The sequence below is a fragment of the Chryseobacterium sp. A301 genome (assembly GCF_054489425.1).
Window position 1 is genome coordinate 638,467 of record NZ_JBTMWY010000001.1, and the last position, 23,170, is coordinate 661,636.

23 protein-coding genes and 1 other RNA gene are annotated in these 23,170 nt (G+C 41.3%); 11 read left to right on the plus strand and 13 right to left on the minus strand.

What is annotated here, in order from left to right; all coding sequences use genetic code 11:
- Nucleotides 1-25: 25 nt before the first annotated feature.
- Both bshA and ACX3PU_RS03055 read right to left on the minus strand, forming a co-directional pair.
- Nucleotides 26-1,171, minus strand: coding sequence for an N-acetyl-alpha-D-glucosaminyl L-malate synthase BshA (gene bshA / locus ACX3PU_RS03050; protein ID WP_459083428.1), 1,146 nt, complete (start codon nt 1,169-1,171; stop codon nt 26-28).
- Nucleotides 1,171-2,913: a glycoside hydrolase family 3 protein gene (locus tag ACX3PU_RS03055; protein ID WP_459083429.1), complete on the minus strand. Its 1,743-nt coding sequence runs from the start codon at nt 2,911-2,913 to the stop codon at nt 1,171-1,173. The genes bshA and ACX3PU_RS03055 overlap by 1 nt, the downstream gene beginning before the upstream one ends.
- Before the next feature lie 128 nt (nt 2,914-3,041).
- On the opposite strand from ACX3PU_RS03055, the gene ACX3PU_RS03060 reads away from it, so the two are divergent.
- Entirely contained in the window at nt 3,042-3,533 is a 492-nt protein-coding gene (locus ACX3PU_RS03060) for a hypothetical protein (RefSeq protein ID WP_459083430.1), read from the plus strand.
- A 150-nt stretch (nt 3,534-3,683) separates the two neighbouring features.
- Here the strand turns inward: ACX3PU_RS03060 and ribA are convergent, their stop codons facing one another.
- The 9 genes from ribA to ACX3PU_RS03105 all read right to left on the minus strand — a co-directional run bounded on the left by ribA (nt 3,684) and on the right by ACX3PU_RS03105 (nt 11,062).
- Nucleotides 3,684-4,283 carry a GTP cyclohydrolase II gene (gene ribA / locus ACX3PU_RS03065; protein WP_459083431.1) on the minus strand — a complete coding sequence of 200 codons (600 nt, stop codon included), beginning with the start codon at nt 4,281-4,283 and terminating at the stop codon, nt 3,684-3,686.
- 22 nt (nt 4,284-4,305) lie between these two features.
- Complete coding sequence (locus tag ACX3PU_RS03070; RefSeq protein WP_459083432.1) at nt 4,306-4,770, minus strand: hypothetical protein; 465 nt, start codon at nt 4,768-4,770, stop codon at nt 4,306-4,308.
- Nucleotides 4,767-5,381, minus strand: coding sequence for a DUF4254 domain-containing protein (locus tag ACX3PU_RS03075; RefSeq protein ID WP_459083433.1), 615 nt, complete (start codon nt 5,379-5,381; stop codon nt 4,767-4,769). Before ACX3PU_RS03075 ends, ACX3PU_RS03070 begins: the two co-directional genes overlap by 4 nt.
- Before the next feature lie 17 nt (nt 5,382-5,398).
- Nucleotides 5,399-5,578 carry a twin-arginine translocase TatA/TatE family subunit gene (locus tag ACX3PU_RS03080; RefSeq protein WP_459083434.1) on the minus strand — a complete coding sequence of 60 codons (180 nt, stop codon included), beginning with the start codon at nt 5,576-5,578 and terminating at the stop codon, nt 5,399-5,401.
- A gap of 50 nt (nt 5,579-5,628) precedes the next feature.
- Nucleotides 5,629-7,212 carry a murein hydrolase activator EnvC family protein gene (locus ACX3PU_RS03085; protein ID WP_459083435.1) on the minus strand — a complete coding sequence of 528 codons (1,584 nt, stop codon included), beginning with the start codon at nt 7,210-7,212 and terminating at the stop codon, nt 5,629-5,631.
- Complete coding sequence (locus tag ACX3PU_RS03090) at nt 7,209-8,006, minus strand: DUF4292 domain-containing protein (protein ID WP_459083436.1); 798 nt, start codon at nt 8,004-8,006, stop codon at nt 7,209-7,211. Before ACX3PU_RS03090 ends, ACX3PU_RS03085 begins: the two co-directional genes overlap by 4 nt.
- A gap of 102 nt (nt 8,007-8,108) precedes the next feature.
- Nucleotides 8,109-9,125: a sugar phosphate nucleotidyltransferase gene (locus tag ACX3PU_RS03095; protein ID WP_459083437.1), complete on the minus strand. Its 1,017-nt coding sequence runs from the start codon at nt 9,123-9,125 to the stop codon at nt 8,109-8,111.
- A 90-nt stretch (nt 9,126-9,215) separates the two neighbouring features.
- Nucleotides 9,216-9,647 (minus strand): dUTP diphosphatase, encoded by a 432-nt coding sequence (gene dut / locus ACX3PU_RS03100; RefSeq protein WP_459083438.1) that lies wholly within the window; start codon nt 9,645-9,647, stop codon nt 9,216-9,218.
- Nucleotides 9,648-9,652: 5 nt separating this feature from the next.
- Entirely contained in the window at nt 9,653-11,062 is a 1,410-nt protein-coding gene (locus ACX3PU_RS03105) for a lipopolysaccharide biosynthesis protein (protein WP_459083439.1), read from the minus strand.
- Between the two features lie 402 nt (nt 11,063-11,464).
- Between ACX3PU_RS03105 and ACX3PU_RS03110 the strand changes: the two genes are divergently transcribed.
- The 8 genes from ACX3PU_RS03110 to rnpB all read left to right on the plus strand — a co-directional run bounded on the left by ACX3PU_RS03110 (nt 11,465) and on the right by rnpB (nt 18,030).
- Nucleotides 11,465-12,799 carry a dihydroorotase gene (locus tag ACX3PU_RS03110; RefSeq protein ID WP_459083440.1) on the plus strand — a complete coding sequence of 445 codons (1,335 nt, stop codon included), beginning with the start codon at nt 11,465-11,467 and terminating at the stop codon, nt 12,797-12,799.
- A 142-nt stretch (nt 12,800-12,941) separates the two neighbouring features.
- Nucleotides 12,942-13,391 (plus strand): hypothetical protein, encoded by a 450-nt coding sequence (locus ACX3PU_RS03115; RefSeq protein ID WP_459083441.1) that lies wholly within the window; start codon nt 12,942-12,944, stop codon nt 13,389-13,391.
- 41 nt (nt 13,392-13,432) lie between these two features.
- Nucleotides 13,433-13,951: a nitroreductase family protein gene (locus ACX3PU_RS03120; protein ID WP_459083442.1), complete on the plus strand. Its 519-nt coding sequence runs from the start codon at nt 13,433-13,435 to the stop codon at nt 13,949-13,951.
- A gap of 173 nt (nt 13,952-14,124) precedes the next feature.
- A complete protein-coding gene (locus tag ACX3PU_RS03125; protein WP_459083443.1) occupies nt 14,125-14,793 on the plus strand; it encodes a 30S ribosomal protein S16 in 669 nt (222 codons plus the stop codon).
- Nucleotides 14,794-14,931: 138 nt separating this feature from the next.
- Nucleotides 14,932-15,225 carry a cupin domain-containing protein gene (locus ACX3PU_RS03130; protein ID WP_459083444.1) on the plus strand — a complete coding sequence of 98 codons (294 nt, stop codon included), beginning with the start codon at nt 14,932-14,934 and terminating at the stop codon, nt 15,223-15,225.
- A 312-nt stretch (nt 15,226-15,537) separates the two neighbouring features.
- Entirely contained in the window at nt 15,538-16,680 is a 1,143-nt protein-coding gene (locus ACX3PU_RS03135) for an ATP-binding protein (protein ID WP_459083445.1), read from the plus strand.
- A 329-nt stretch (nt 16,681-17,009) separates the two neighbouring features.
- Nucleotides 17,010-17,552 carry a ribosome maturation factor RimM gene (rimM, locus tag ACX3PU_RS03140; protein ID WP_459083446.1) on the plus strand — a complete coding sequence of 181 codons (543 nt, stop codon included), beginning with the start codon at nt 17,010-17,012 and terminating at the stop codon, nt 17,550-17,552.
- A 169-nt stretch (nt 17,553-17,721) separates the two neighbouring features.
- An RNA gene (gene rnpB, locus ACX3PU_RS03145) (RNase P RNA component class A) lies at nt 17,722-18,030 on the plus strand.
- Between the two features lie 3 nt (nt 18,031-18,033).
- On the opposite strand, the gene ACX3PU_RS03150 is transcribed toward rnpB, so the two are convergent.
- Nucleotides 18,034-18,906 (minus strand): PPK2 family polyphosphate kinase, encoded by an 873-nt coding sequence (locus ACX3PU_RS03150; RefSeq protein ID WP_459083447.1) that lies wholly within the window; start codon nt 18,904-18,906, stop codon nt 18,034-18,036.
- Nucleotides 18,907-19,145: 239 nt separating this feature from the next.
- Nucleotides 19,146-19,562, minus strand: coding sequence for a DUF1573 domain-containing protein (locus ACX3PU_RS03155; RefSeq protein WP_459083448.1), 417 nt, complete (start codon nt 19,560-19,562; stop codon nt 19,146-19,148).
- A gap of 138 nt (nt 19,563-19,700) precedes the next feature.
- On the opposite strand from ACX3PU_RS03155, the gene ACX3PU_RS03160 reads away from it, so the two are divergent.
- Together ACX3PU_RS03160 and ACX3PU_RS03165 are read left to right on the plus strand one after the other, a co-directional pair.
- On the plus strand, nt 19,701-22,319 hold the full coding sequence (locus ACX3PU_RS03160) for a valine--tRNA ligase (protein ID WP_459083449.1): 2,619 nt from the start codon (nt 19,701-19,703) through the stop codon (nt 22,317-22,319).
- A gap of 158 nt (nt 22,320-22,477) precedes the next feature.
- On the plus strand, nt 22,478-23,116 hold the full coding sequence (locus ACX3PU_RS03165) for a DUF4241 domain-containing protein (RefSeq protein ID WP_459083450.1): 639 nt from the start codon (nt 22,478-22,480) through the stop codon (nt 23,114-23,116).
- Nucleotides 23,117-23,170 lie beyond the last annotated feature (54 nt).

Below are 23,170 nucleotides of genomic sequence, written 5' to 3' on the forward strand. Positions count from 1 at the left end.
AATGCTTGCTTCTCTACGTGTAAATTTAAGGTTTTTTTGAATTCAAAAATTCCTCTGTGGTTCTTCTGTACATCTCCTCATAAAGGGGAACGATCTTATGCAAATCAAAACTCTCCGCTTGTGTCTTGGCATTTACCTTCATTTGGCAAAGTAATTCTGGATCGCTCAGAAGTTTAATGGTATAGTTGCTCATTGCTTCTACATTGCCGATTTCGGCTAGATACCCGGTAACCCCTTGAATGTTCACCTCGGGAATTCCTCCGGCATTCGAACTGATGACAGGGGTGGCGGCTGCCATTGCCTCAAGGGCGGCCAGTCCAAAGCTTTCCTGTTCGGAAGGAAGAAGGAAAACATCGGATAGCTCTAAAATTCGGTAGAGGTCGTTTACTTTTCCTAGAATCCGAATCTTATCAATTAGCTCCGGATTTTGTTCTAGAAATTGATTGACAAGTTCCATATCGGGCCCCTCCCCAATAATGACGAGTTTAGATTTTATTTTGGCCTGTACGTTTTTGAAGATTTGAAGAACGTCTTGTATCCTTTTTACGGGACGCAAATTCGAGACGTGAATCAATATTTTTTCATCCTTTTTTGCAAATTGATCTCTTTGGCAAGGAATCTCAGGTGTGAATACTTTGTTGTCAATGAAATTCGTGATGACCTCAATAGGTCTTGTAATGTTGAAGAATTTCAACGTATCTTTCTTTAAACTCTCAGAAACGGACGTGACCGCATTGCTTTGGTTGATAGAGAATTCCACTGCATGCTTGTAGCTTGGAAACTGCCCTACAAGGGTGATGTCTGTGCCGTGCAACGTAGTGACTAGAGGCACGTCTTTCCCTTCTTCTTTAAGCATTTGCTTGGCTGTAAACGCGGCGTACGCATAAGGAATTGCATAATGCGCATGAAGAAGATCTAATTTGTAAAGGTTTACCACGCGGTAGATCATGGAGCTAAGCGCGATGTCATAAGGTTGGTATTGAAACAGAGGGTAGGTCTGCAAGTTTACCTTATGAAAGAAGATATTTGGGTTGGTGATGTCAAGTCGAGCCGGTAAATTGTTTGAAATGAAATGCACTTCGTAGCCTTTGTCTGCGAGTGCCATTCCAAGTTCAGTGGCTACAATGCCGCTACCTCCATACGTAGGGTAGCACAGGATTCCTATTTTCATTATTCAATGAGGATTTGAGAAGTTGGTTTTGGATTAGTAGAAGTCTCTTGCGTGGGAAGAATAAGCCCATCGCCTGCCTTTAAGTCGGCACTTATACTCACGGGAAGTTTTCCCTCCATAGGACTTTGTCCTAAAAATGCTTTTGCACTCGCCATTTGCGAGTCAATATTGTTTTCGTAGGCGACCACAACCCCTGAAATACCCTGTAGATCCATGTCTAATAGGGCGTAAGGCGAAGCAAACACGCTTAGGATTACCTCATGGTCTTTCGTTAAGTTCTTAAGGATGTCTTTGGATTCTTTTGAGATTTTATACGGTTTGTAGGCCGTAGAATTGTCCTTGTGAAGTCCCACTATTACTTTTGCTCCCTTAGGGATTGTGCTTATTTTTGATTTGGACACGGCTATTACAGTCGTTCCTATTTGGAGCGCTTTTACAAACTCATGGAAAGGGGCTTCTTCTAATCCTATATAGTAGTAAGTCTCTTTGCAAGTAAGAGGAAGAATCGCATTTTCATTTCGTAAAAGAGTTAGGGCCTTAGAATAAACCTTTTGCGCCATTTGTTTGTGCGTCTGATTGTTTAAGTCATAATCTAGATTCTGCGTAGAAATGGGCTCAAAAGAATCAAGGCCTAAATAGTATTTTGTCTTTAGAATTTTCTTTACACTTTCTTCTAAGCGAGACTCAGGAATCGTTCCGTTTTCTAGTCCTTCTCTTATTCGCTTTTTCCCCTCGTGTACCTCTTGAGAAAAAAGCATGATGTCGTTTCCTGCCTGAAAGGCTAGGAAATCCAGCTCTCCAGGTTTGTAGCGCTTGGCGACGGCTCCCATATTGAGGGCATCGGTAATGATAAGACCCTCATAGCCATAGGTGTCTTTCAATAGACCCGTGATGACGGATGAAGAAATCGAAGCGGGTACTCCTTTTTTGGGTTCTAAAGCGGGCACATACAAGTGGGCGACCATCACGCCTCCTACACCTAAGTCCATCATCGCTTTAAAGGGTGCGAGTTCAATCTTTTCTAATCGCTCTTTGGAGTGAGCTACGACAGGAAGATCCAAATGCGAGTCCATGCTCGTATCGCCATGCCCGGGAAAATGCTTGATGGCGGCGAGAACACCGTGGTCTTGAAGTCCTTTCGTGTATGCATTCGCAGAGAGTACTACATTATCGACTTCGGATCCGAAGCTTCGGTTGCCAATGATGGGATTGCTAGGATTGGTGTTCACATCGACCACGGGAGCAAAAACCCAATTGACGCCCATTCGTTTTGCATCCGATGCAATTTGCGAAGCCATTTCGGTGATGACGGTTTTGTCTGTAATGGCACCTAAGGCCATGGCCCATGGCAGCTTATAGGCTTTTGCGATTCTTTGGTAAATCCCCCATTCTGCGTCCATTCCCACAAGCATAGCTACTTTGCTTTGCGATTGCAGCTCATTTAAGATCTCAATTTCTCGTTTTGCATCGTCTTGCATTAAAATGAGGCCTCCTAGTTTTTCTGTTTTCACAAGGGCTTTTACATGCTCAATCTCCTGTTCGCCCTTGTTTGTGTAGAGTGCGACAATAAATAATTGACCTATTTTTTCGTCTTGTGATAAGCTTTCGTAGGTTTTGTTTACCCACTCCTCAGCCTCTTTCTTTGTCGCTTCTGTAAGGTCTAATGGTTTGTACTGAGCTGATAGAAAGCTGCTTATAAAAATACTTAGCAAAAGAGTGGAATACAAACGGGCTGGCTTCATAGGGCAGGGTTTTCGTGAGAAACAAAAATACAACTTTATAATTTTACGCCCCCCATGCAGAGAATAAAGTTTTTGGCATTTGTTTTGGATACTAAAGGATAATTATCACTTAATACCAAAATAAAACTATGAAAAAGTTATTACCCTTATTGATGCTCGCCTTTGTTGGTCTTTTTGCACTAAGTTGCGAAAGTGATGACGATAGAGATTATGGGCAAGACTATGATACATATCCTGTAATGAAGGATGTGAGTGGAACTTTTAGCGCTTCCAACGAATATACGCTTCAACAATCCATTCAACTACCAGCCTCGGACGTGGTTTTGGTCTATCGAAATATCTCTTCTACTGGAACGGTATGGCAACTAATTCCAAAAACAGAATACCTAACTCTTGGAAGAGAATTAGATTACAACTTCATTTTTTCAAAAGATTTAGTGGAGATTTATACAGAAGCGAATTTTGATCAAGCGACGATGACGAGCACAGAGAAAGCTCAATATCTGAACAACCAACAATTTAGAATTGTATTGGTACCCGCTTCTGCAGCCGCTTCTTTAGAAAGCAAAGAGTACAATTCCGTACTGAATGCGCTTAAAGTTTCTGCGCCACAGAAGTAGAAGAAATAGAAAACACAAATTCTATATAAAAAGGCCGCTTCCATATATTTAGGAAGCGGCCTTTTGTTGCGTTTTATTATTTGAATCAGAAAATCCCCGATTGGGAAATTTTCGTCGTTCCATACGATGGCTGAATAAAAAAGAAAAATGCTAGGACTCTGAATCGTCCTTCAATAGGTGTTTGAAATACGTCCGTTTTACCCGTAAATAGTCCCGGCTCTCATCGGTAGCTTCAATCTGAAGTGGGATGCGAGAGTTTAGTTTAATTCCGCTTTGTTCGACGTATTTGATTTTGTCTGGGTTGTTGGTCAGAAGGTTCACTTCTTTTACATCCAGGTATTTTAGGATTTCAATGGCGACCGAAAAATCACGATCGTCCGCAGGAAGTCCTAACTGTAAATTCGCTTGCACCGTATCAAGTCCTCCTTCTTGTAAGGAGTATGCTCTTAGTTTGTTGATAATTCCAATGTTACGACCTTCTTGGCGTAAGTAGATGAGAATACCTCCGTTTTCTTGTAGGTATTTCATAGCGTAGTCAAGCTGTTGCCCGCATTCGCATTTTTTGGAATGGAAGATTTCTCCTGTCATGCATTCAGAATGAAATCGAACGTTTACAGGTTTTGAAAAATCAGTCCCCTCGGCCACTAGAGCCAAATGCGGCATCCAATCGGTTTCAACTTCTGAAAATGCGATAATATTAAAATAGCCAAACTCGGTAGGAACTCTAGATTCAGCTTGTTTTTTGACCATGGTATGGGGTTAGTTTTAAAGGTTATTTACCTCCTGGGGGCCTACTTAGAAGTTCTAGTTGGGCAATGTTACTTTTGATTCTCACCAGATAGCGATTGATTACTTCATCGTCAGAAGGAGAGAGATAGCGTCTTAATTTTTGTATTTTCTTGTAAGAAGATTCGACTTTTTCAAGTGCGCGTTCCTGGCCTACCAGATTGTATGCTTGCGCTGCATAAACGTATTCTTTAACATGGAATTTTAAATCGCCCACTTCGTCATTTAACGCTGAATTCCGGAATTTCGGAAAAGTAGACATGTGAGAGGAAAGCTCCGAGGCATAAAATATTTTCCCTGATTTTTCACTGAATTTAGCGCCTATACTTGACCCTGGGGCCACTCCAGAAGCGGCGTCAATGCTGGATTGAATAGGAGAAAGTGTCACTTTTTCCGAAGAACAGGAGACTAAAAAGGTAAGTAAGGTGATAACTAAAGTTAAAAATTTCATTTTTGCGCATCCTTTCTATATAGGATCGGGTTAAGACTCTCATCGTTATACATCTTCATTTGTTTGTATACCTTCATCTTAACGAAACCGTGCTCTATATCCGTAAGGAGCTGATCGATGGCACTCATTAGGTCGATCTGTTGTTCCAAAAGAACAAGCAGTTTTTCCCTGCACTTCTCCTTATGTTCCTGGCTTGCAGATTCTCTGCTCGCTTCTTGGTCCATATGGTAGATTTTAAGTGCTAAAATCGAAAGCCTATCCACAGCCCAAGCGGGCGTTTCGGTGTTTAAAACCGAGTCCTTGACGGGGACAATGTTTTTGTACTTTTCCAAAAACCAACTGTCAATGTATTCAACAAGGTCAGTTCGATTCTGGTTCGATTTATCAATTCTCCTTTTTAGGGCCAGCGCCTCAATTGGGTCAATTTGCTCGTCTCGGATTAGATCTTCTAAATGCCATTGAACGGTGTCAATCCAGTTCTTTGCATACAAAAGTCGTTCCAAACTGCCCTCCTCGTATGGGTTGCAGTCGGGCGCATCTACTTGATCTGTGATATGATAATGGATGATGGAAAGGTTAAAAACCTCCCATGCTAATTCGGAAAAGGCCATGGGGCACAAGTGTTTTCTTAGGGGTTAGTAGACTCTTCGGATTTTGGATCCTGGCCTTTTTTATCTTCGTCTTTCACCGCATCTTTAAATTCTTTGATGCCGGATCCCACTCCTTTCATAAGTTCTGGGATTTTTTTTGCACCAAATAAAACTACGATAATAAGGGCAATGATTAGTATTTCTTTAAAACCTATCATGAGTATTATTTATTAAGATTATTACAGTGCAAATGTAAACTTTTTTTTAATTATCTTAACCATCCCATGGGATCCACTGGCGTGGTTCCGTTCCAGATTTGGAAGTCTAGCGTGTAAGATCCGTCGAAATCGGCTCCTACCACTCCAATGGATGTTCCTGCCACAACCTTTTGATTTGCGGAAACGGAAACCGATTCTAAATTGGAGTAAATGGTAAAGTAGGTTCCATGGCGTACAACCACTGTTTTTGTTCCTCCGTCTACAAAGACTCTGGAAACAATACCAGGATACACACTTTGGGCTACAGTTCCTCTAGGGACCGCAATTTTAATTCCAGAATTTTCCTCCACAATGTTTTTGAAAACAGGATGAGGTTGGCGTCCGAATCTATGGGTGATGGTTCCAGAAACCGGCATGGCGAGTGATCCTCGGTTGGCGGCAAAGTTTCCTGCGGAAGTTTTCCCAACTCCGTACGCAGTCATCGTTTTGGCTTCGACAGCCTCTTTCGCATCTTCATTTGCTTTGGAGAGTTTAGCCTCGTTCGCTTTTGCTGCAGAGAGTTTGTCTGCAGCCGCTTTTGCTTTCGCAGCCGCTTCTGCTGCATCTTTTGCAGCCGCAATTCTTCTTTCTTCCGCTTTGTCCGCTTCGTCTGCTTTTCGGGCATCTTGCGCTTTCTTCGCATCCGCCGCTTCTGCAAGACGGGTTTTCTCAGCTTCTTCTTTCGCTTTTTTGTCGGCGATGTCTTGAAGTCGTTTCGCCTCTTCTTCTGCTTTTTTCTTAGCGGCTTCTGCCTGCGCAATTTTTGCGCGGTTCGCCGCTTCAATTCTTGCCTTTTCGCGATCGGCAATGATTTTCGCTTGACGGGCAGCTTCTGCTCTTGCTGCTTTTTCCGCTTCTTCTTTTACTTTAGCCAGACGAATTTCTTCTTGGATAATGCTTCTTAATTTTCCTTCAAGAGCTCTGGATTCTGCCTGCTTTTGTTTTAGTTCTTTGGATAGCTCTACTTCATTTATTTTGAATTGAGCTAAGAGTCCCTCTTTTTGCTTTCTTTCTACTTCAATGGTAGAAAGCTCCGTTTGTTGAGAGCGAAGTAGAGTTTCCTTGTCTTGTACAGATCTCTGACGAGATTCAATGTTCATTTCAATTTTCTGAGCGACGCCCATAATTTCAGCGGCTTTTTGGTCTTGAAAATTGCTATAGGTTTTTAAATATTGAGCGCGTCGAATGGCCTCTCCTAGGTTTCTAGAGGATAGAATAAAAGTGACTTTGTTTTGGACCCCTTTGTTTTTGTAGGCTTTTACAAGAACTTCCGCATAATTTTTACGAAGAGTGGCGAGCTCTCGACGTTGGCGATTGATTTCAAGTTGCTTTAGATAGATATCGTCCTCAATGAGGCGTTTTTCCTTTTGGGTGTTTTGGTAGACCTTTTCTCGAAGTTTGATTTTCTTGTTCACTTCCTCTAAGTAGGCCACGGACAATTTCGCCTCGCTTTTGGCTTTGGCTAAATTGCTATTGATCTTTGCGATCTGTTTTTTTAATTCGTTGTTTTGCGCTTGAAGCTGAGTTTTGCTCTGGGAAAAACCAAGCACGAAGCACAGTAGGGAAGCCCCTAAAAAAAGTTTCTTTGCTGTCATTTAATTGTCACTTTTTTGTAACCTGAAGGCACGCTATAGGGCGTAGACATTTTTGTAAGTTCAAATTTCGTGTTTTCTATCTCCACTTGACTTTCCTTTTTGCCTTTTATTATTAGTTTAACATTTTTCGCAAAACGTTCTTTACCCACCGCCTCAAAGTTAGAATAATACACCTCGAGCTGATTCGGCGAGTTTATTTGTTGCAATAATACTTTTTTTAAATCAAAATTGGAAGCATATTCCAAACTTATTTGATACTCTTCACTGCTCTCACTTGAGCCAAAGCGCTGGTTTTCTTTGGAAACGAGGGTGTAAGACGAGGTCCCTTTGGTTAATTTAAAGTCCTTCGAATCGATAGGAAGGAAGGTTTTTCCCACAAGTAATTTTTGAAGGGATTGTAAATCTATGAAATCCACACCCAAAAGGGAATTTAAATAGTCGTAAGAAGAGTCTATATAGGTTTTGTTCCATTTTTCATATCCTTTAAAGCCCTCTGGTGTGGCTACACCACGAGCCACACTTAAAAACAGAGCGGAGAAATTCATCCAGACTTTCTCATCCTTCTCTAGGTAAATCGTGGCGTCAATCGTAGGCAAAAATTTTCCGGTCTGTGCATTGATTTTACTTGAGATTTTAAGGGTTTCAAACTCGGGCGCTCGATTGATGTCAGTCCATAAAGCTTTCGCATCCACTTCTTTATTGATATCCGTGGGATTTGTTACCTTGGATTGGCTCGTGCAACCGAATACAAGAAAAAGGGTAACTAAAGAAAGAATAAATATATTTGATTTCATAAGTGTAGGATTTTAAAGGCAAGTGCAAGATTAAAGCCAAAACACACAACCCTCAAAGGTTGTGTGTTGGCTTATAGGTTGCTTTAGAGCGGGAGCACCGCCTTATTTGGATAAGAAATCTAAAACGGAAAAATCTCCTAGAGAAATTTCTCTTGATACGCCGTAATATTCTGCTGAATTTCCAATCATGGAATTGCTTAAATTCCCGTGGTTGATCGTGGTTTTCTCTTGTATAAGGGAGGTATCAATATTTGAATTTTCAATGATTGTATTGTTTCCTATGGAAACGTTAGGTCCCACTTTTGAGTTCGTAATTTTCACATTTTCTCCAATAAAACATGGAGGAATGATTAAACTGTTTTCAATAATGGCCGAAGCTGGAAAGTTTGCAAACCCTTCTTTTTCGTAGCCTAGGATTTTGCTGTTCGTTTCCACGGTCGCATTTTTGTTTCCACAGTCCATCCAGTCATCGACTTTGCCTAGAGAGAACTTAGCTCCTTTGCTACGAAGGTTTTCTAAAGCGGTGGTTAATTGAAATTCTCCTCCTTCTTTAATGTTCTTGTTCATGATGTCGTTAATCTCATTCATCAAGGTCTCCGCAGACTTAAAGTAATAGATTCCAATAATGGCTAAATCGGAAACAAATTCTTTTGGTTTTTCAACGAAATCAGTTATGAAACCATAGTCGTCTAATTTCACAACGCCAAATGCGCTTGGATCCTCTACTTTTTTCACCCAAATCACGCCGTCAGAAGTTTTGTCCAAATGGAAATCGGCTCTAAATAGCGTATCCGCAAATGCCACAACGACATCTCCCTGCATGGAGGCTTCAGCACACTTGATAGCATGAGCGGTTCCTAAAGGTTCGTCCTGCGTATAGACCGTTCCTTTGGCTCCTAGTTTTTCCGCGACCGCAATGAGGTGAGCTTCTACTTCCGCTCCGAAATCTCCAATAATAAAGGCGATTTCTTCAATGGGTTCGCCTGCAACCTTCGCAATGTCCTCTACGAGGCGCTGAACGATGGGTTTTCCACCAATTGGAATTAATGGTTTTGGAACCGTAAGGGTATGGGGTCTTAGTCGAGAGCCTCTTCCGGCCATGGGAACGATTATTTTCATAAAAGAGTGTGTTTTAAATTTTAGTCAAGTGTTCGTTTTTCGAAGTTTACTTAAGGGAATAAATGGAGGCAAAACCCCTAGAATGGAATTCTATTTTTGGGTACTTCCAAATCCCCCGCTTCCTCTACTAGAGTCGCTTAGGGTTTCTACAACTTCCCATTCGGCGCATTCGTGCTGCGCAATCACCATCTGGGCAATTCGTTCGCCGTCTTGAATCGTGAAGTTTTCTTTAGATAGGTTAATGAGGATGACACCCACTTCCCCTCGATAATCCGCATCAATGGTGCCCGGAGAATTTAGAACTGTAATTCCGTTTTTAATCGCAAGTCCACTTCGGGGCCTTACCTGCGCTTCGTATCCTTTGGGAAGCTCGATGGAGAGTCCTGTGGGAATTATCTTGCGCTCAAGGGGCTCGAGCGTAATCGGGGATTCTAAAAAAGCGTAAAGGTCCATACCGGCCGCGCACGGCGTTTGGTATTTAGGAAGTTCGTGTGAGGAGCGATTGATTACTTTTATCTTCATTGTTTTCAATTCTTTTTTAATAGGCCTCTTTGACTGTAGAGGATGGAGAGGGTAAATATCAAGAAAATTCCGTTCCCAATCCACAAATTCGCATTAAATAATTGGTACGAAACAAAAGAGAGGCCAATTAAGCCGGCTAAAGTTAAACAAATTCTTCGAGTAGGATAGGGTATCGGATAGTATTTTTGACCTAAGAAGTAGGAAAGTACCATCATGAGGAAGTAGGCTCCTAAGGTAACATAAGCCGAGACCATAAACCCGTACTCTTTTAAAAATAAGAAGTTTAACACAAGGGTGACAAGGGCCCCAATCCAAGAAATATAGGTTCCAAAGATCGTACGATCCGTGACTTTATACCATGTGGAGAGGTTGTAATAGATTCCAAAAAATAAATTCGCGACGATGATAATAGGAATGATATCGACCGCTTTCCAATAGGCTGCGTTCGGAATAAAGAGAGTTTTAAGCCAAGAAAGGTTCGCAATCAATCCCAGAGCCATGATGGAAGCAAAGTAAGTGAAGTACTCGGTAATCTTTGCATAGGTCTGTTTTGCGTTCACTTCGTTCATTTGTTTAAAGAAGTAAGGCTCGATACCCATTCGGTACGCAGTCACAAAGAGTGTCATAAGAACGGCGAGTTTGTATGCACCTCCATAAGCGCCTGCATCCTCGGCAGGAATCATATAAAGTTGCATTGCTTTGTCTAGATTCTCATTGATCATAAAGGCAAGTCCTGCGATCATGACTGGCCATGCGTACTTTATCATCCTGTGAAAAAGGGATTTGACAAATTGAAATCGGACCTTTAAAACAATGGGAAGGAGCATGAGAATGCCAAACAAAGAGCCAATCAAATTACTGTAAAAGGTAAAGGATACGTTATGGGTAAGTCCCATGCTCTTGGAGAGTTCGCGCGGAATCCAAAGGAAAAGCGCAATCACAAACACGGTGTGGATGACGCTTTGCGCCACTCGAATGGCGGAATAAACCATGGGTTTGTTATGAAAACGCAAATAAGCAAAAGGAATAATACAAACGGCATCAAAGAAAGCGATCCAAGCCATCCAACGAATGTACTCAGGAGAAGCTCCATAGCCCATAAACCCAGCAATGGACTGCGTAAAGAGAAGACAAACTGTTAGAAACACCGCCGCATTGATTGCTACAAACCAAAACGAAGTATTGAAGGTCTTTCTCTCCATGTCCTTTTCTGCTGCAAAGCGGAAGTAGGCCGTTTCAAATCCAAAGGTTAGAAAAATATTGACAAAAGAAATGATTGCATAGAGATTCGTGAACTGCGCAAACTCACCGGGATTGATGAAGTTAATGTACAGCGGATTGAGTAAAAACACGATGACTCGCGGAAGGATGGCTCCAAGTCCGTAGATCAGTGTTTCGCTTAATAATTTTTTCAAATCCAATGAATTTTGGACAAAGGTAAAAAATAGGATGGATTTCCTCGTTTTAAATCTCACTTGTCAGCAAGACTTTCTTTGGTCCTTCGTACGAATATACCGCTTTTTGACATAAAGGGTAGAGAGGGCTCTATTTTGCGCCTTAAAACGAAATAAGCAAGATAGAGAACGGACCTTGAAACTTGGGCGAAGATTAACTTGCCCCTGTTTTGATTCCCTTGAAGTGGAAGTAGGTTGGATTTCCTCCCATAGAGAGAAAAATCGCATTCTTTTTTTGTAATTTTGAGGCGCTTCCAAAGGAATCCATTTGAAGAAAGGAAACTTCTACTCTTTTTCAAAGGAATTGGGGTCTGAAAGGAAGCGCAAAAACACCCCTAGGGTTTAAATTTCAATAGAATACTTATGAAAACGCTAATACGAAACGCTCAAATTGTAAACGAAGGAAAAATTTTCAAAGGGGATGTCCTACTCGAAGCGGACCGGATTTTGAAAGTAGGTGCCGAGTTGTCCCTAGAGAAGGTCGATCGAATAATTGAGGCCGAGGGGCTTTATTTGTTGCCTGGCGTTATTGATGATCAAGTTCACTTTAGAGAGCCTGGACTCACCCACAAAGGCACCATTGAATCCGAAAGTAGAGCGGCGGTTGCAGGAGGCGTGACGAGTTTCATAGAACAGCCCAATACAGTGCCCAATGCGGTCACGCAAGAACTCTTGGAAAATAAATACGAGATCGCTAGCAAAAGTGCTTATGCCAATTATTCCTTTATGATGGGAGGTACCAACGATAATTTAGAGGAGGTGCTAAAAACCAATCCTAAAAATGTAGCGGGCATCAAACTTTTCCTCGGATCTTCTACAGGAAATATGCTTGTAGACAATCCCGAAACCTTGGAGAAGATTTTCTCTAGTACGAAGATGCTCATTGCGGTGCATTGCGAGGATGAGCAAACCATTCGACAGAATACAGAGAAATTCAAACAACTCTATGGAGAGGATATCCCCGTAGAATTTCACTCTGAAATTCGGAGTGCTGAGGCGTGCTATATTTCTTCTTCGAAAGCCATAGAGCTTGCAAAGAAAACCGGCGCGAAACTCCATGTGTTTCATGTCTCTACGGCGATGGAAACGGAGCTTTTCCGAAACGACATTCCTCTGAAAGATAAGAAAATAACCGCAGAGGTTTGTGTGCATCACTTGTGGTTTAGTCAGGAAGATTACGATACGAAAGGAACACTTATTAAATGGAATCCTGCTGTGAAAAGCGCCAAAGATCGAGACGCACTTTGGGAAGCCTTGTTAGACGACCGAATTGATGTGATCGCGACCGATCATGCTCCACATACCTGGGATGAAAAACAACAGGTTTATACCAAAGCTCCTTCCGGAGGTCCTTTAGTTCAACATTCCCTCGTCGCTTTGCTTGAGTTCTACCATCAAGGGAAAATAACCCTTGAGAAAATCGTGGAAAAGATGTGTCACAATCCGGCCATCCTTTTTGAAATTAAGGACCGAGGCTATGTAAAAGAGGGCTACAAGGCAGATCTAGTATTAGTAGATCTCAATTCCCCTTGGGAAGTGACCAGAGAATCTTTACTCTACAAATGCCAGTGGTCTCCTTTTGAAAAGCAGAAGTTTGAAGCCAAAGTGACCCATACGTTTGTCAATGGTCATTTAGCTTATGAGAAGGGGGAAGTGAGCGAACAGAAAGCAGGAGAAAGACTTTTGTTTGATCGATAAAAGAAGCCGTCTTTCCTAGGAGAACCTCTAAAGAAGGGGGCTTAGCAGCGGGGTTCCACTTTAGTGCGCCTTTTTTTGATTTTCTATTGCAATCGCATAAAAGGGAAATGGTGAAATAAAAGGAATTCTCTACATTTGGAATGTGCTAACAGGAAACTACAGTAAAGCAGAGCTTCGAGAATTCGTGAAGCAAACCCTCTCCGGAAAAGTTAAAACTCTGGAGTACTACCGCGAATTTACCCGCGAAGCTAGCCAAGACATTAAAAAGACCACGAAATACGACAGCATTCGAGAAGAGTTGCAGCAGGAACTGTATCATTTGGATCGCCAAATGGCGAGTCTAAAAAAGATGCAAAAAGAACTTGAGAAAGTAATCTCTTCCCCCACACAGAGAATTCAAAGGGGTTCCCTTGTAATCACCAACAAAGCCCGATTTTATATTTCCGTTTCCTTAGGGGAGATTTTCTTTGACGGGGATCGCTACTACGCAATTTCCCTTGAAAGTCCGATGGCCCAAATTCTACTTGGTAAAAAGAAAGGCGAGCAGTTTAAGTTAAATAACATTACCCAAAGAATAGAAGAAATCTACTAAGAATACTTTTCTTAATTGAGATATCGAATTATCTTTGGCTCATGAATTCACAAGAAGTACTTAGTCAAATTATAAAAGGCCGAAAGAGCCGATTCCCAAAAGATTATAACGGTCAGCCCATTGATCCAGAGGTCCTAAATGAAATTTTAGATTCTGCAAATTACGCTCCTAACCATAAGCGAACACGCCCATGGCGTTTTCAAGTTTTTCAAGGGGAGCAGAAAAATAAAATGGGAGAAAGACTGGCAGAGGTTTACAAAGAAACCACAAGGCCAGAGGTGTTTCTTGAAAAGAAATACCACGATATTTCCCTAAAGTGGGAGCAGTCGGATGCCGTAGTGTCCATTGTGGTGAACTATTCAGGACTGGTTCCTCAGTGGGAAGAAATTGCAGCCGTTTCCATGGCGGTTCAAAACATGTATTTAACGGCAAGCGCCGCAGGAGTGGGAGCGTATTGGTCTTCTCCAGGGCTAAAAGATCACATGGGCCCAGAGCTCAAAATGGAGGAGAACCAATATTGTTTAGGCTTTTTCTTCATGGGGTCACTAGATCAAGAATAGAGGCTCTGAGACTCAGGAGTTTCCCGCTAAGTTACCCCTAAAGAAAGTCTTTTTCAAAAAACTTCAATATTTTTTTGAAAATAGAAGGGTAACAGAAGGTTACTTGAGAAAAATAACTTAAATTTGCAGACTCAAAATGTTAACCGGGACGAGTTTCCCAAAATTTTAAACTTATGTCAGTAAAAATTAGATTACAAAGACACGGTAAGAAAGGTAAACCTTTCTTTCACATTGTGGTAGCAGACGCGAAAGCTAGAAGAGATGGACGTTACATCGAAAGACTAGGTATCTACAACCCTATCACCAATCCAGCGACTATTGAATTGGACGTGGATAAAGCAGTACTTTGGTTAAACCAAGGAGCTCAGCCTACCGATACGGCAAGAGCAATTCTTTCTCACAAAGGAGCTCTTCTTAAAAAACACCTTCAAGGGGGTGTAGCAAAAGGAGCTTTTGATCAAGCAGAAGCAGACAAAAGATTTGCAGCTTGGGCAGAAGACAAAGACAAAGCGGTAGAAGGACAGAAACAATCATTAAGCTCAGCGAAAGAAGATGCGAAAAAAGCAGCTCTTGAAGCAGAAGCGAAAGTAAACGCGGACAGAATAGCAGCTCAAGAAGCTGTAGTTGCAGAAGCAAAAGCAGCAGAAGATGCAGCGAAAGCAGAAGCAGAAGCTCAAGCAAAAGCGGAGGCAGATGCAAAAGCAGCAGCGGAAGCGGAAGCAGCAGCTCCAGTAGCAGAGGTTGCTCCAGAAACTGAGGCTCCGGCAGCAGAGGAGGCAGCTCCAGAAGCTCCAGCAGCAGAAGAAGCAGCTCCAGAAGCGGAGGGTGAAGCGAAAGCGTAAGCTCTTACAAAGAATCTTATAGAAAAGGTGTTACTTCGGTAGCACCTTTTTTTTTGAAATGGTCCTGATTTAAATCAGAGTGCTTTCTAATATCCATAACTTATGGGTACCTTTAGTACAAATCCAAAAATAGAAGATATGAATAGTTCTGCAAACCCAACGGTAAAGCTTCTCTCTACGGGAGGGTCCCTTGTACTAAAGCAAATGAGTGGGAATGAGGGAGAAATGCTTCCAAGGCATTCCGCTAGTTTAGAATCAGTAGTTTATATAAAGACCGGTGAAATCCTATTTCATATGAATGACAAGGCCACTCCACTTCGAGAAGGAGAATCCCTTGTAGTACCGCCTGAAACTTTCCATCAAATTGAGGTAATTAAGGATTTTGAGGCGCTGCATTTTATGCCTAAAGAAATCCGATTTATCTTTGAATAAAGTCTAAATGAAAAGGAGGATGCTTTTTTAAAAGCAGACCTGATCGTATTTATGTAATTGAAACTCTATATGACGGAAAAGTAGATCAACTATTGATTTAACCTATTATTCTCCATCCTTCAGCAAATGATGTAACTAACAACCTTAAATCATTCCATTTTTGTCGGTGGCAATATATTTACATACTATAAAAAGCAAAAAATAGGTAAAAATGCTTTGTTCATTTAACAAAATCTATTAAATTTGCTCTTTACAAAAAGCAAAATGGAGATATTGTTGTTAGAATTCCAAACAAAAATAAATCGTGTTTCCTTGGATATACAGCGCTACTTGGTTCAACAAATTGATTTGAAAAACCGTTTGATTGCAGTGAAAGGCGCAAGAGGAGCTGGGAAAACCACGCTGATTTTGCAACTCGCAAAGTTGTATTTGCCATTGAAATCTACATTGTACGTTAGTTTAGACCATATTTATTTCTTCGATAATAAACTGTATGAACTGGCAAAACAATTTGTCCAATTTGGTGGAACTCATTTGCTACTCGATGAAGTGCATAAATACCCAAATTGGTCCAGAGAGATAAAACTGATTTATGACAATTTCCCCGAACTTACCGTTGTTTTTACTTCCTCCTCAATGCTCGAAATTTATAAATCTGAATCCGATTTAAGCAGACGAGCGATTACTTATTTTCTTAAAGAATTGTCTTTCAGAGAATTTATCAATTTTGAAACCAACCAGATATTTCCAGTGTACTCGTTTGCTGAAATTCTAGTTCATCATAATAGCATTGCAACAAGTATTTTAGAGGATGTAAGGCCATTGCCATTATTTGAAAAATATCTGAAAATAGGAGCATATCCTTATTTTAAAGAAAATGAAACTTTATATGTTCAGAAATTGCAAAATACGATTAATCTCATCATAGAAATTGACATCAATGCGGTGGAGAACTTACAGTACGATACTTTGGTAAAATTGAAAAAATTGCTCATTACAATAGCTTCGAGTGCGCCATTTAAGCCCAATATTACGAAATTGAGTGAAAAAGTAGGTGTGTCCCGAAATATGTTGGTGCAAAGTATAAAAATTCTGGAACGTGCCGGATTGATAAATGAATTGCATAAAGACACTTCGGGCATTGGCGTACTTACGAAACCTGAGAAATTATATCTCAATAATAGTAACCTGATGTATGCTTTGGCAAAAGAAAATACCAATGTTGGAAACGTTCGGGAGACCTTTTTCATAAACCAATTCAAAGGATTAGAGGTAACAAATTTTTCAGAAACTGCTGATTTTATGATTAACAAAACTTACACTTTTGAAATCGGTGGAAAAAATAAAACCAAAAAACAAATAGTAAATACGGAAAATGCTTATGTTGCGAAAGACGGTATTGAAATAGGATTTGGTAATATAATTCCAGTTTGGCTTTTTGGATTTATGTATTAGGGATGTAATTTTCGTATCTTGTGGGTAGTACCCAAGTCTTGCGTAGTGAATTCAGTTGCAAATTTTGCACTTTAGCAAGTAAAAACGCTTGCTGTTGCGATCTTACGATGTTCGCTTCAAGAAAGCCCTAACACTTCGGGCTCTAGCCGAGGGATGAATTTATTTGGACCACGAGCTAAAACGGCTTTCGCACCCGCAATTTTCAAAATCCTATAGCTGACTTAAGTTTATTTTTTAAATTTGCACTTCATGAATTGAGCAACCTACCGTGGAAATAAGTAGGTTTCAATTTAATTAGCCATATTAACTCATTTGAAACATTTACGATCTTGAATAAACAGGACTGTTATTTACTTGGAAAACTTACCCGACGACATGGACTTGCGGGGAATGTGGTACTGAAATTGGATACCGATCAACCTCAGCTCTATAGTAAGCTAGAGGGAATATTTGTCGAGATTAACGGAATGCTTGTGCCTTTTTTTATTGAGAAACAGCAGTGGTTAAAGGGAGATTCAAAATTGGTTTTTTTCAAAAATGCCTCCGAATCACAAATTGATCAAGTTCTAGGGAGAGAGGTTTATTTGCCTTTGTCTACACTTCCTAAACTTTCTGGTAAGAAGTTCTATTACCACGAAGTCGTAGGTTTTGAACTTTTGGATCAGCACGGGGCTAATTTCGGAGTGATTCAATCCATCAACGACCAAACCGCGCAGCATTACTTTTTAACGAATCTTGAGGGTAAACAAGTAGTGGTCCCTATTATCAAGGATTGGATATTAGACGTCAATCGAGATGTAAAGACCATTACTATGGAACTTCCAGAAGGTCTAATGGAAGTCTTTACTCAGCCTGCAATTAAGGACGAGTAGAAACGCTAAGGTCTCAAGTCTCTCCTGCTTTCAAGCAAATAGGTAGCCGTAACTCTTGTTACGGCGGATACTACTCATTTGATTTCTACGAATTGAAGTGCGATTTCCTATCGAGACCGCTAGACTGCGATACGTAAAAAAGCTCAAAATAAAGTATCTTTGCCATCCATAAGAAATTCGGCTTGTTGATTCTTCCTTTGGAAGGGTAGGAAAGTCCGGACACCGTAGGGCAGTATAGCGGATAACATCCGTCCGCAGTGATGCGAGGACAAGTGCAACAGAAAGTATGTACAGTTCGGCTGTAGTGAAACCAGGTAAACTCTATACGGTGCAATGGTAAGTATATCGGCAATTAAGGGCGGCCCGTCCAATGCCGAGGGGTAATCAGCTCAAGCAAGGCAGCAATGCCTTGCGTAGATAAATAACAAGCGTCGCCCGAAGGGCGATACAGAATCCGGCTTATAGAATTTCTTATGGGTTTTTATTTTTCGCTCTCCAGCATCTTTTTTGCCTCAAGGAGCTCTTTTTTTCTCTCATTAGGAAAATCTGGAAATGAGAGGTCCATTTCTTCAAGCGCATCAATAATAATTTGAACCGCAGCTACTCTAGCAAACCACTTTTGATCGGCAGGTACAATAAACCAAGGCGCATGGTCTTTGGAGGTTTGAGATATCGCGGTCTCGTAAGCGTTTTGGTATTCATTCCAAAGCGCCCTTTCTTTTAGATCGCCATGAGCAAACTTCCAGTTTTTTTCTTCTTCATTGAGTCGATCCAAAAAACGCTCTTTTTGTTCTTCTTTTGAAACGTGCAAAAATAACTTCACGATTTTCGTTCCGTTGCCTGCCAAATGCTTCTCAAAATGCTCAATGCTTTCAAAGCGATCTTCCCAGAATTGGGTGTCAAATTCTTTTACATTGTCCCATACTTTCTCGCTCAAATTGTACTCTGGATGCACTTTGCATACGAGAACACTTTCGTAGTGAGAGCGGTTAAAGATTCCGATTTTTCCTTTTGCAGGAAGAGCGACTGCATGTCGCCAAAGGAAGTCATGAGAATATTCCTTTGTGCTTGGCGTTTTAAAGGAGGTGACCTCACAGCCCTGCGGATTGACCCCACCAAAGACATGTTCAATTAAACTGTCCTTGCCTGCGGCATCCATCGCTTGGAGGATGATTAAAAGCGACTTTGAGCCGTCCGCGTAAAGTTTTTCTTGGAGTTCGTAGAGTTTCTCCTTCTCTAATTTGAGCAGGGCCTTTCCTTGGGCTTTGGTAAGCTCACCTTCGTAGCGGGTGTTAAGTTTCTCAAGTTTAACCTTGCCTTTAGCTCGGAAATTATCGCTGAAATCTAAATCCATCCTTATTTGTGTTTAGTTAAAAATCATTTTGCTTTTAAAGGCCTCGAGACCAAATTTGCAATTTTGAAAAAGGAAAATCTGAAAAGTTCCTATCTGACTTTAACGTTAAAAGTACTAAATAATTTAGAATGGGAAGCTTTGCTTCGCAAAATAAAAAAAGCGCAGAGACGCTCAAGTCTCTACGCTATTCGTTTTTATTAGGTAAAAAGGGGTCGAGTTAAAATTTCGATTCTCTTTTCTTATTTTCCCGCTTTCTTCCCTTTTGGGGCTACTTTAGCAGGTGCTTCTCCCTTGGGTTGAACGTTTCCTTTGATGTAAAGTGTGGCTCTACCTTGTTTCGGGTCGTTCGAATAAACCTCGATCAGTTTGGTGAATTCTCCCTTCAATTTGGTGTCATAGCCCACTTTGATTTTTGTGCTTTTTCCAGGTAGTACAGGCGCTTGGCTCCATTCTGGAGTCGTACAACCGCAAGCGGCTTGTACTTTATTAATGATTAGAGGTTTGTCTCCTATGTTTCTAACATTAAAATAACGATGTCCGTCCGATCCCATTTCAATAATTCCGTACTCAATGGTGGTTTTATCAAATGCAATTTTCTGTGCGTACGTAGTGGCAAGTGCGCCTGCCACAAGTAAGATTGATAGTAGTTTTCTCATAATATGTAAGTATTTATACTTTGGAAAATCCGTCGCTTGGATAAATTCCAAGGGACAAAGTTAAAAATATTTTGATTAAATGTTTTTAAATTTTTGTTTTGCCTATTTTTGCACCTAGGAAATTAAAAATTAGAGTTTATGCCACTTAATGACAAATACAACCCTTCCGAAACAGAAGAGAAATGGTACCGCTATTGGAGTGAGAACGGGTATTTTAAAAGTACCCCTGACGATCGTCCCCCGTACACGGTGGTGATACCCCCTCCCAATGTGACCGGAATTTTGCATATGGGGCATATGCTAAACAATACAATTCAGGATGTTCTTGTGCGCCGCGCAAGAATGAGAGGCTACAATGCTTGCTGGGTACCGGGAACGGACCACGCATCCATTGCTACAGAAGCAAAGGTAGTGGCAAAGCTAAAGAGCGAAGGGGTTGAAAAGAAAGACCTGACCAGAGAACTGTTTCTTAAGCATGCATGGGATTGGACAAACGAGTATGGCGGCACTATTTTAGAGCAACTTAAAAAACTTGGAGCCTCTTGTGACTGGGACCGTACACGCTTTACCTTAGAGCCTAAACTTTCTGAGCAGGTAATTAAATCGTTTGTGGCTTTGTACCGCAAAGGACTTATTTACCGTGGACACCGAATGGTGAACTGGGATCCTGAAGCACAGACCAATATCTCGGACGAAGAGGTTATTTACAAAGAGCAAAACGGAAAGCTTTATTTTCTTAAATACAAAGTGGAAGGAAGCGAAGAGTTTCTTACGGTTGCGACCACTAGACCCGAGACCATTTTTGGAGATACCGCAATCTGCGTGAATCCCGCAGATGAGCGTTACGCTCATCTAATGGGAAAAAACGTAATTGTGCCTATCGTAGGAAGAGTTATTCCTGTGATTAGTGATGACTATGTGGATTTAGAATTTGGAACTGGGGCGTTGAAAATCACCCCTGCTCACGACATTAATGACTACGAAATTGGTCAAAAGCACGGTCTGGAGCTAATTGATTCTTTAGACTCGGAAGGAAAATTAAATGAACACGGACTGCATTATGCAGGCAAAGATCGTTTTGTGGTTCGTAAAGAGATTGCGAAAGAACTTGCGGAAAAGGATTTGCTTCTAAAAGCAGAAGACTACGTGAATAAGGTCGGTACTTCAGAGCGAACCGGCGCTGTGATTGAGCCTAAAATCTCTGTACAGTGGTTTTTGAAAATGGACGGACTCGCAAAACCTGCATTAGACGTAGTGATGAACGATGAGGTTAAATTCTATCCTGAGAAATTTAAAAACACCTACCGTCACTGGATGGAAAACATCCGAGATTGGAACATATCTCGTCAATTGTGGTGGGGACAAAGAATTCCTGCCTTTTATTACGGATCCGGCGAGTCGGACTTTGTCGTAGCGGAATCCATCGAAGAGGCGCTTACTCTTGCCAAAGAAAAAACAGGGGATTCTTCCCTTACTCTTTCCTCTTTGTCGCAAGATGAGGACGCGCTCGATACCTGGTTCTCGTCGTGGCTTTGGCCAATGTCTGTGTTTGATGGGCTGCTAGACCCTGAAAACAAAGACATATCATATTACTACCCGACTTCAGACCTAGTAACAGGACCGGACATTATCTTTTTCTGGGTGGCTCGTATGATTATGGCGGGACAAGAGTTCAGAGGAGAAGTGCCGTTTAAAAATGTATACTTCACGGGCATCGTAAGAGACAAACAAAGACGCAAAATGTCGAAGTCTCTAGGGAATTCACCCGATGCACTTAAATTAATAGAGCAGCACGGCGCGGACGGAGTTCGCGTGGGAATTCTATTAAGTTCAGCGGCAGGGAATGACCTTCTGTTTGATGAAGATTTAATGCTTCAAGGACGAAATTTTGCAACCAAAATATGGAATGCCTACCGACTCATGGAAGGCTGGGAAAAATCGGAAGATATTAAAGCGAGTCAAGGAGATCTTCAAACCATGGATTGGTTTGAAAACAAACTGGACAAAACCATTGTGGAGATCAACGAACAGTTCGAGAAATTTAGAATTTCAGATGCACTTCATTTATTATACAAACTGATTTGGGATGATTTCTGCTCTTGGTATTTAGAGGCCATTAAGCCTAGCTATGGTGAGAAGGCTTCAAAAGAAGTTTACGAGCGTAGCATCGGATACTTTGAGGAGCTACTAAAACTGCTTCACCCGTTTATGCCGTTCTTAACAGAAGAACTTTGGCAAAATGCGGGGGAAAGAAATGTAGAGGAGGCGCTCATTATTGCGCAACAATCGGAAGGGAAAGCGTTTGATGAAAAGATCTTAAATGACTTTGAACTGACAAAAGAAATAATTTCTGGAGTCCGAAACTACCGCCAAAGCAAAGGGCTTTCTCCAAGAGAAGCGGTAGAACTTTACACCAGCAGCAAGAACCTTGCGAACCTTCCGGTTCTAGAGAAACTTGCAAACTTGGAAAGTGTTCATTTTGAAAGCAAAACGTCTCTTCCTAGCTATACTTTCCTTGTGGGGAATCAGGAGTTCTCGATTCCTTTAAGCGAGACCCTCGATTTAGAAGCAGAAAAGGAGAAAACACAGGAAGAAATCACGTACCTAAAAGGATTTTTAAAATCCGTCGAGAAAAAACTCTCGAATGAGAAATTCATGAGTGGAGCTCCAGAAAAGGTAGTGGAAATGGAAAGAAAAAAACATAAGGACGCAGAAGATAAAATCGCGTTGTTGGAGCAAAAGCTCCTTACCCTTTAAAAACGGGAAGCAGCACAAGTGCGCAAAGCTTAAAGCCCCAAGGAAATCTTGGGGTTTATGTATCTGAAGTCAACAGGAAGTAAGGAAATGATTTCTATTTTCAATGGGACTTTACTTTGGCATTGTTTTGCATTGTCTATACTTAAGAATTGAACAATATGGAACCCATCGAGAATATAAAGAAACTTTTTAGCCGCAATTTTGTAGAAAGTCCACTTTTAGAGACTTTTGAAGCAGGGGTGCTTCATCTTCCTACGGGGGAGCTTGTAGCCTGTGATCCTTTAATCACAAGCGACATGAAACCTTTTACGCGCCGACTTAAGTCAGGCGATTACCCTGTGCTGATTCACAAGGAGAGAGAAAGCAGCTGCGTAGCCTACATAGAGCTCGTATGTGCGGACACTCCCGTTGTAGATTGGGAGTTAGGACTTACGCAGGGACAAGATCCAAAAGAGCTTGCCTCCGGTGAAATCTTTGGCTTTCCTGTAGAATCAGGAATGGCCGCTTACATGGATAGCGATACGCAAAACGAACTTTCTCTATTAGAGCAAACGCTCTACGAAAGAAAAGGAGTGGATTTCATGGGACTTTATGAAGAGTTTTTCCACGAAGAATTTTTTGATGAAAACGGTGCAATCGATCAATTTGCACTTTTAGCTCCAAATGGAGAGAAGAAAGGACAAGTGTTTGCCTTTGAGGCAGGCTACGGCGAAGGCTTTTATGCGAGCTATTTTGGACTCGATTCAAGCGGTGAAATTGTCAAGGTCGTAAGTGAGTTTATCGAAGTCGGCAGTTAATTTTGTCCTAAAAGTTTGAGTCTTACTTTTGAATGCCCTAAATTTGTTATTTAA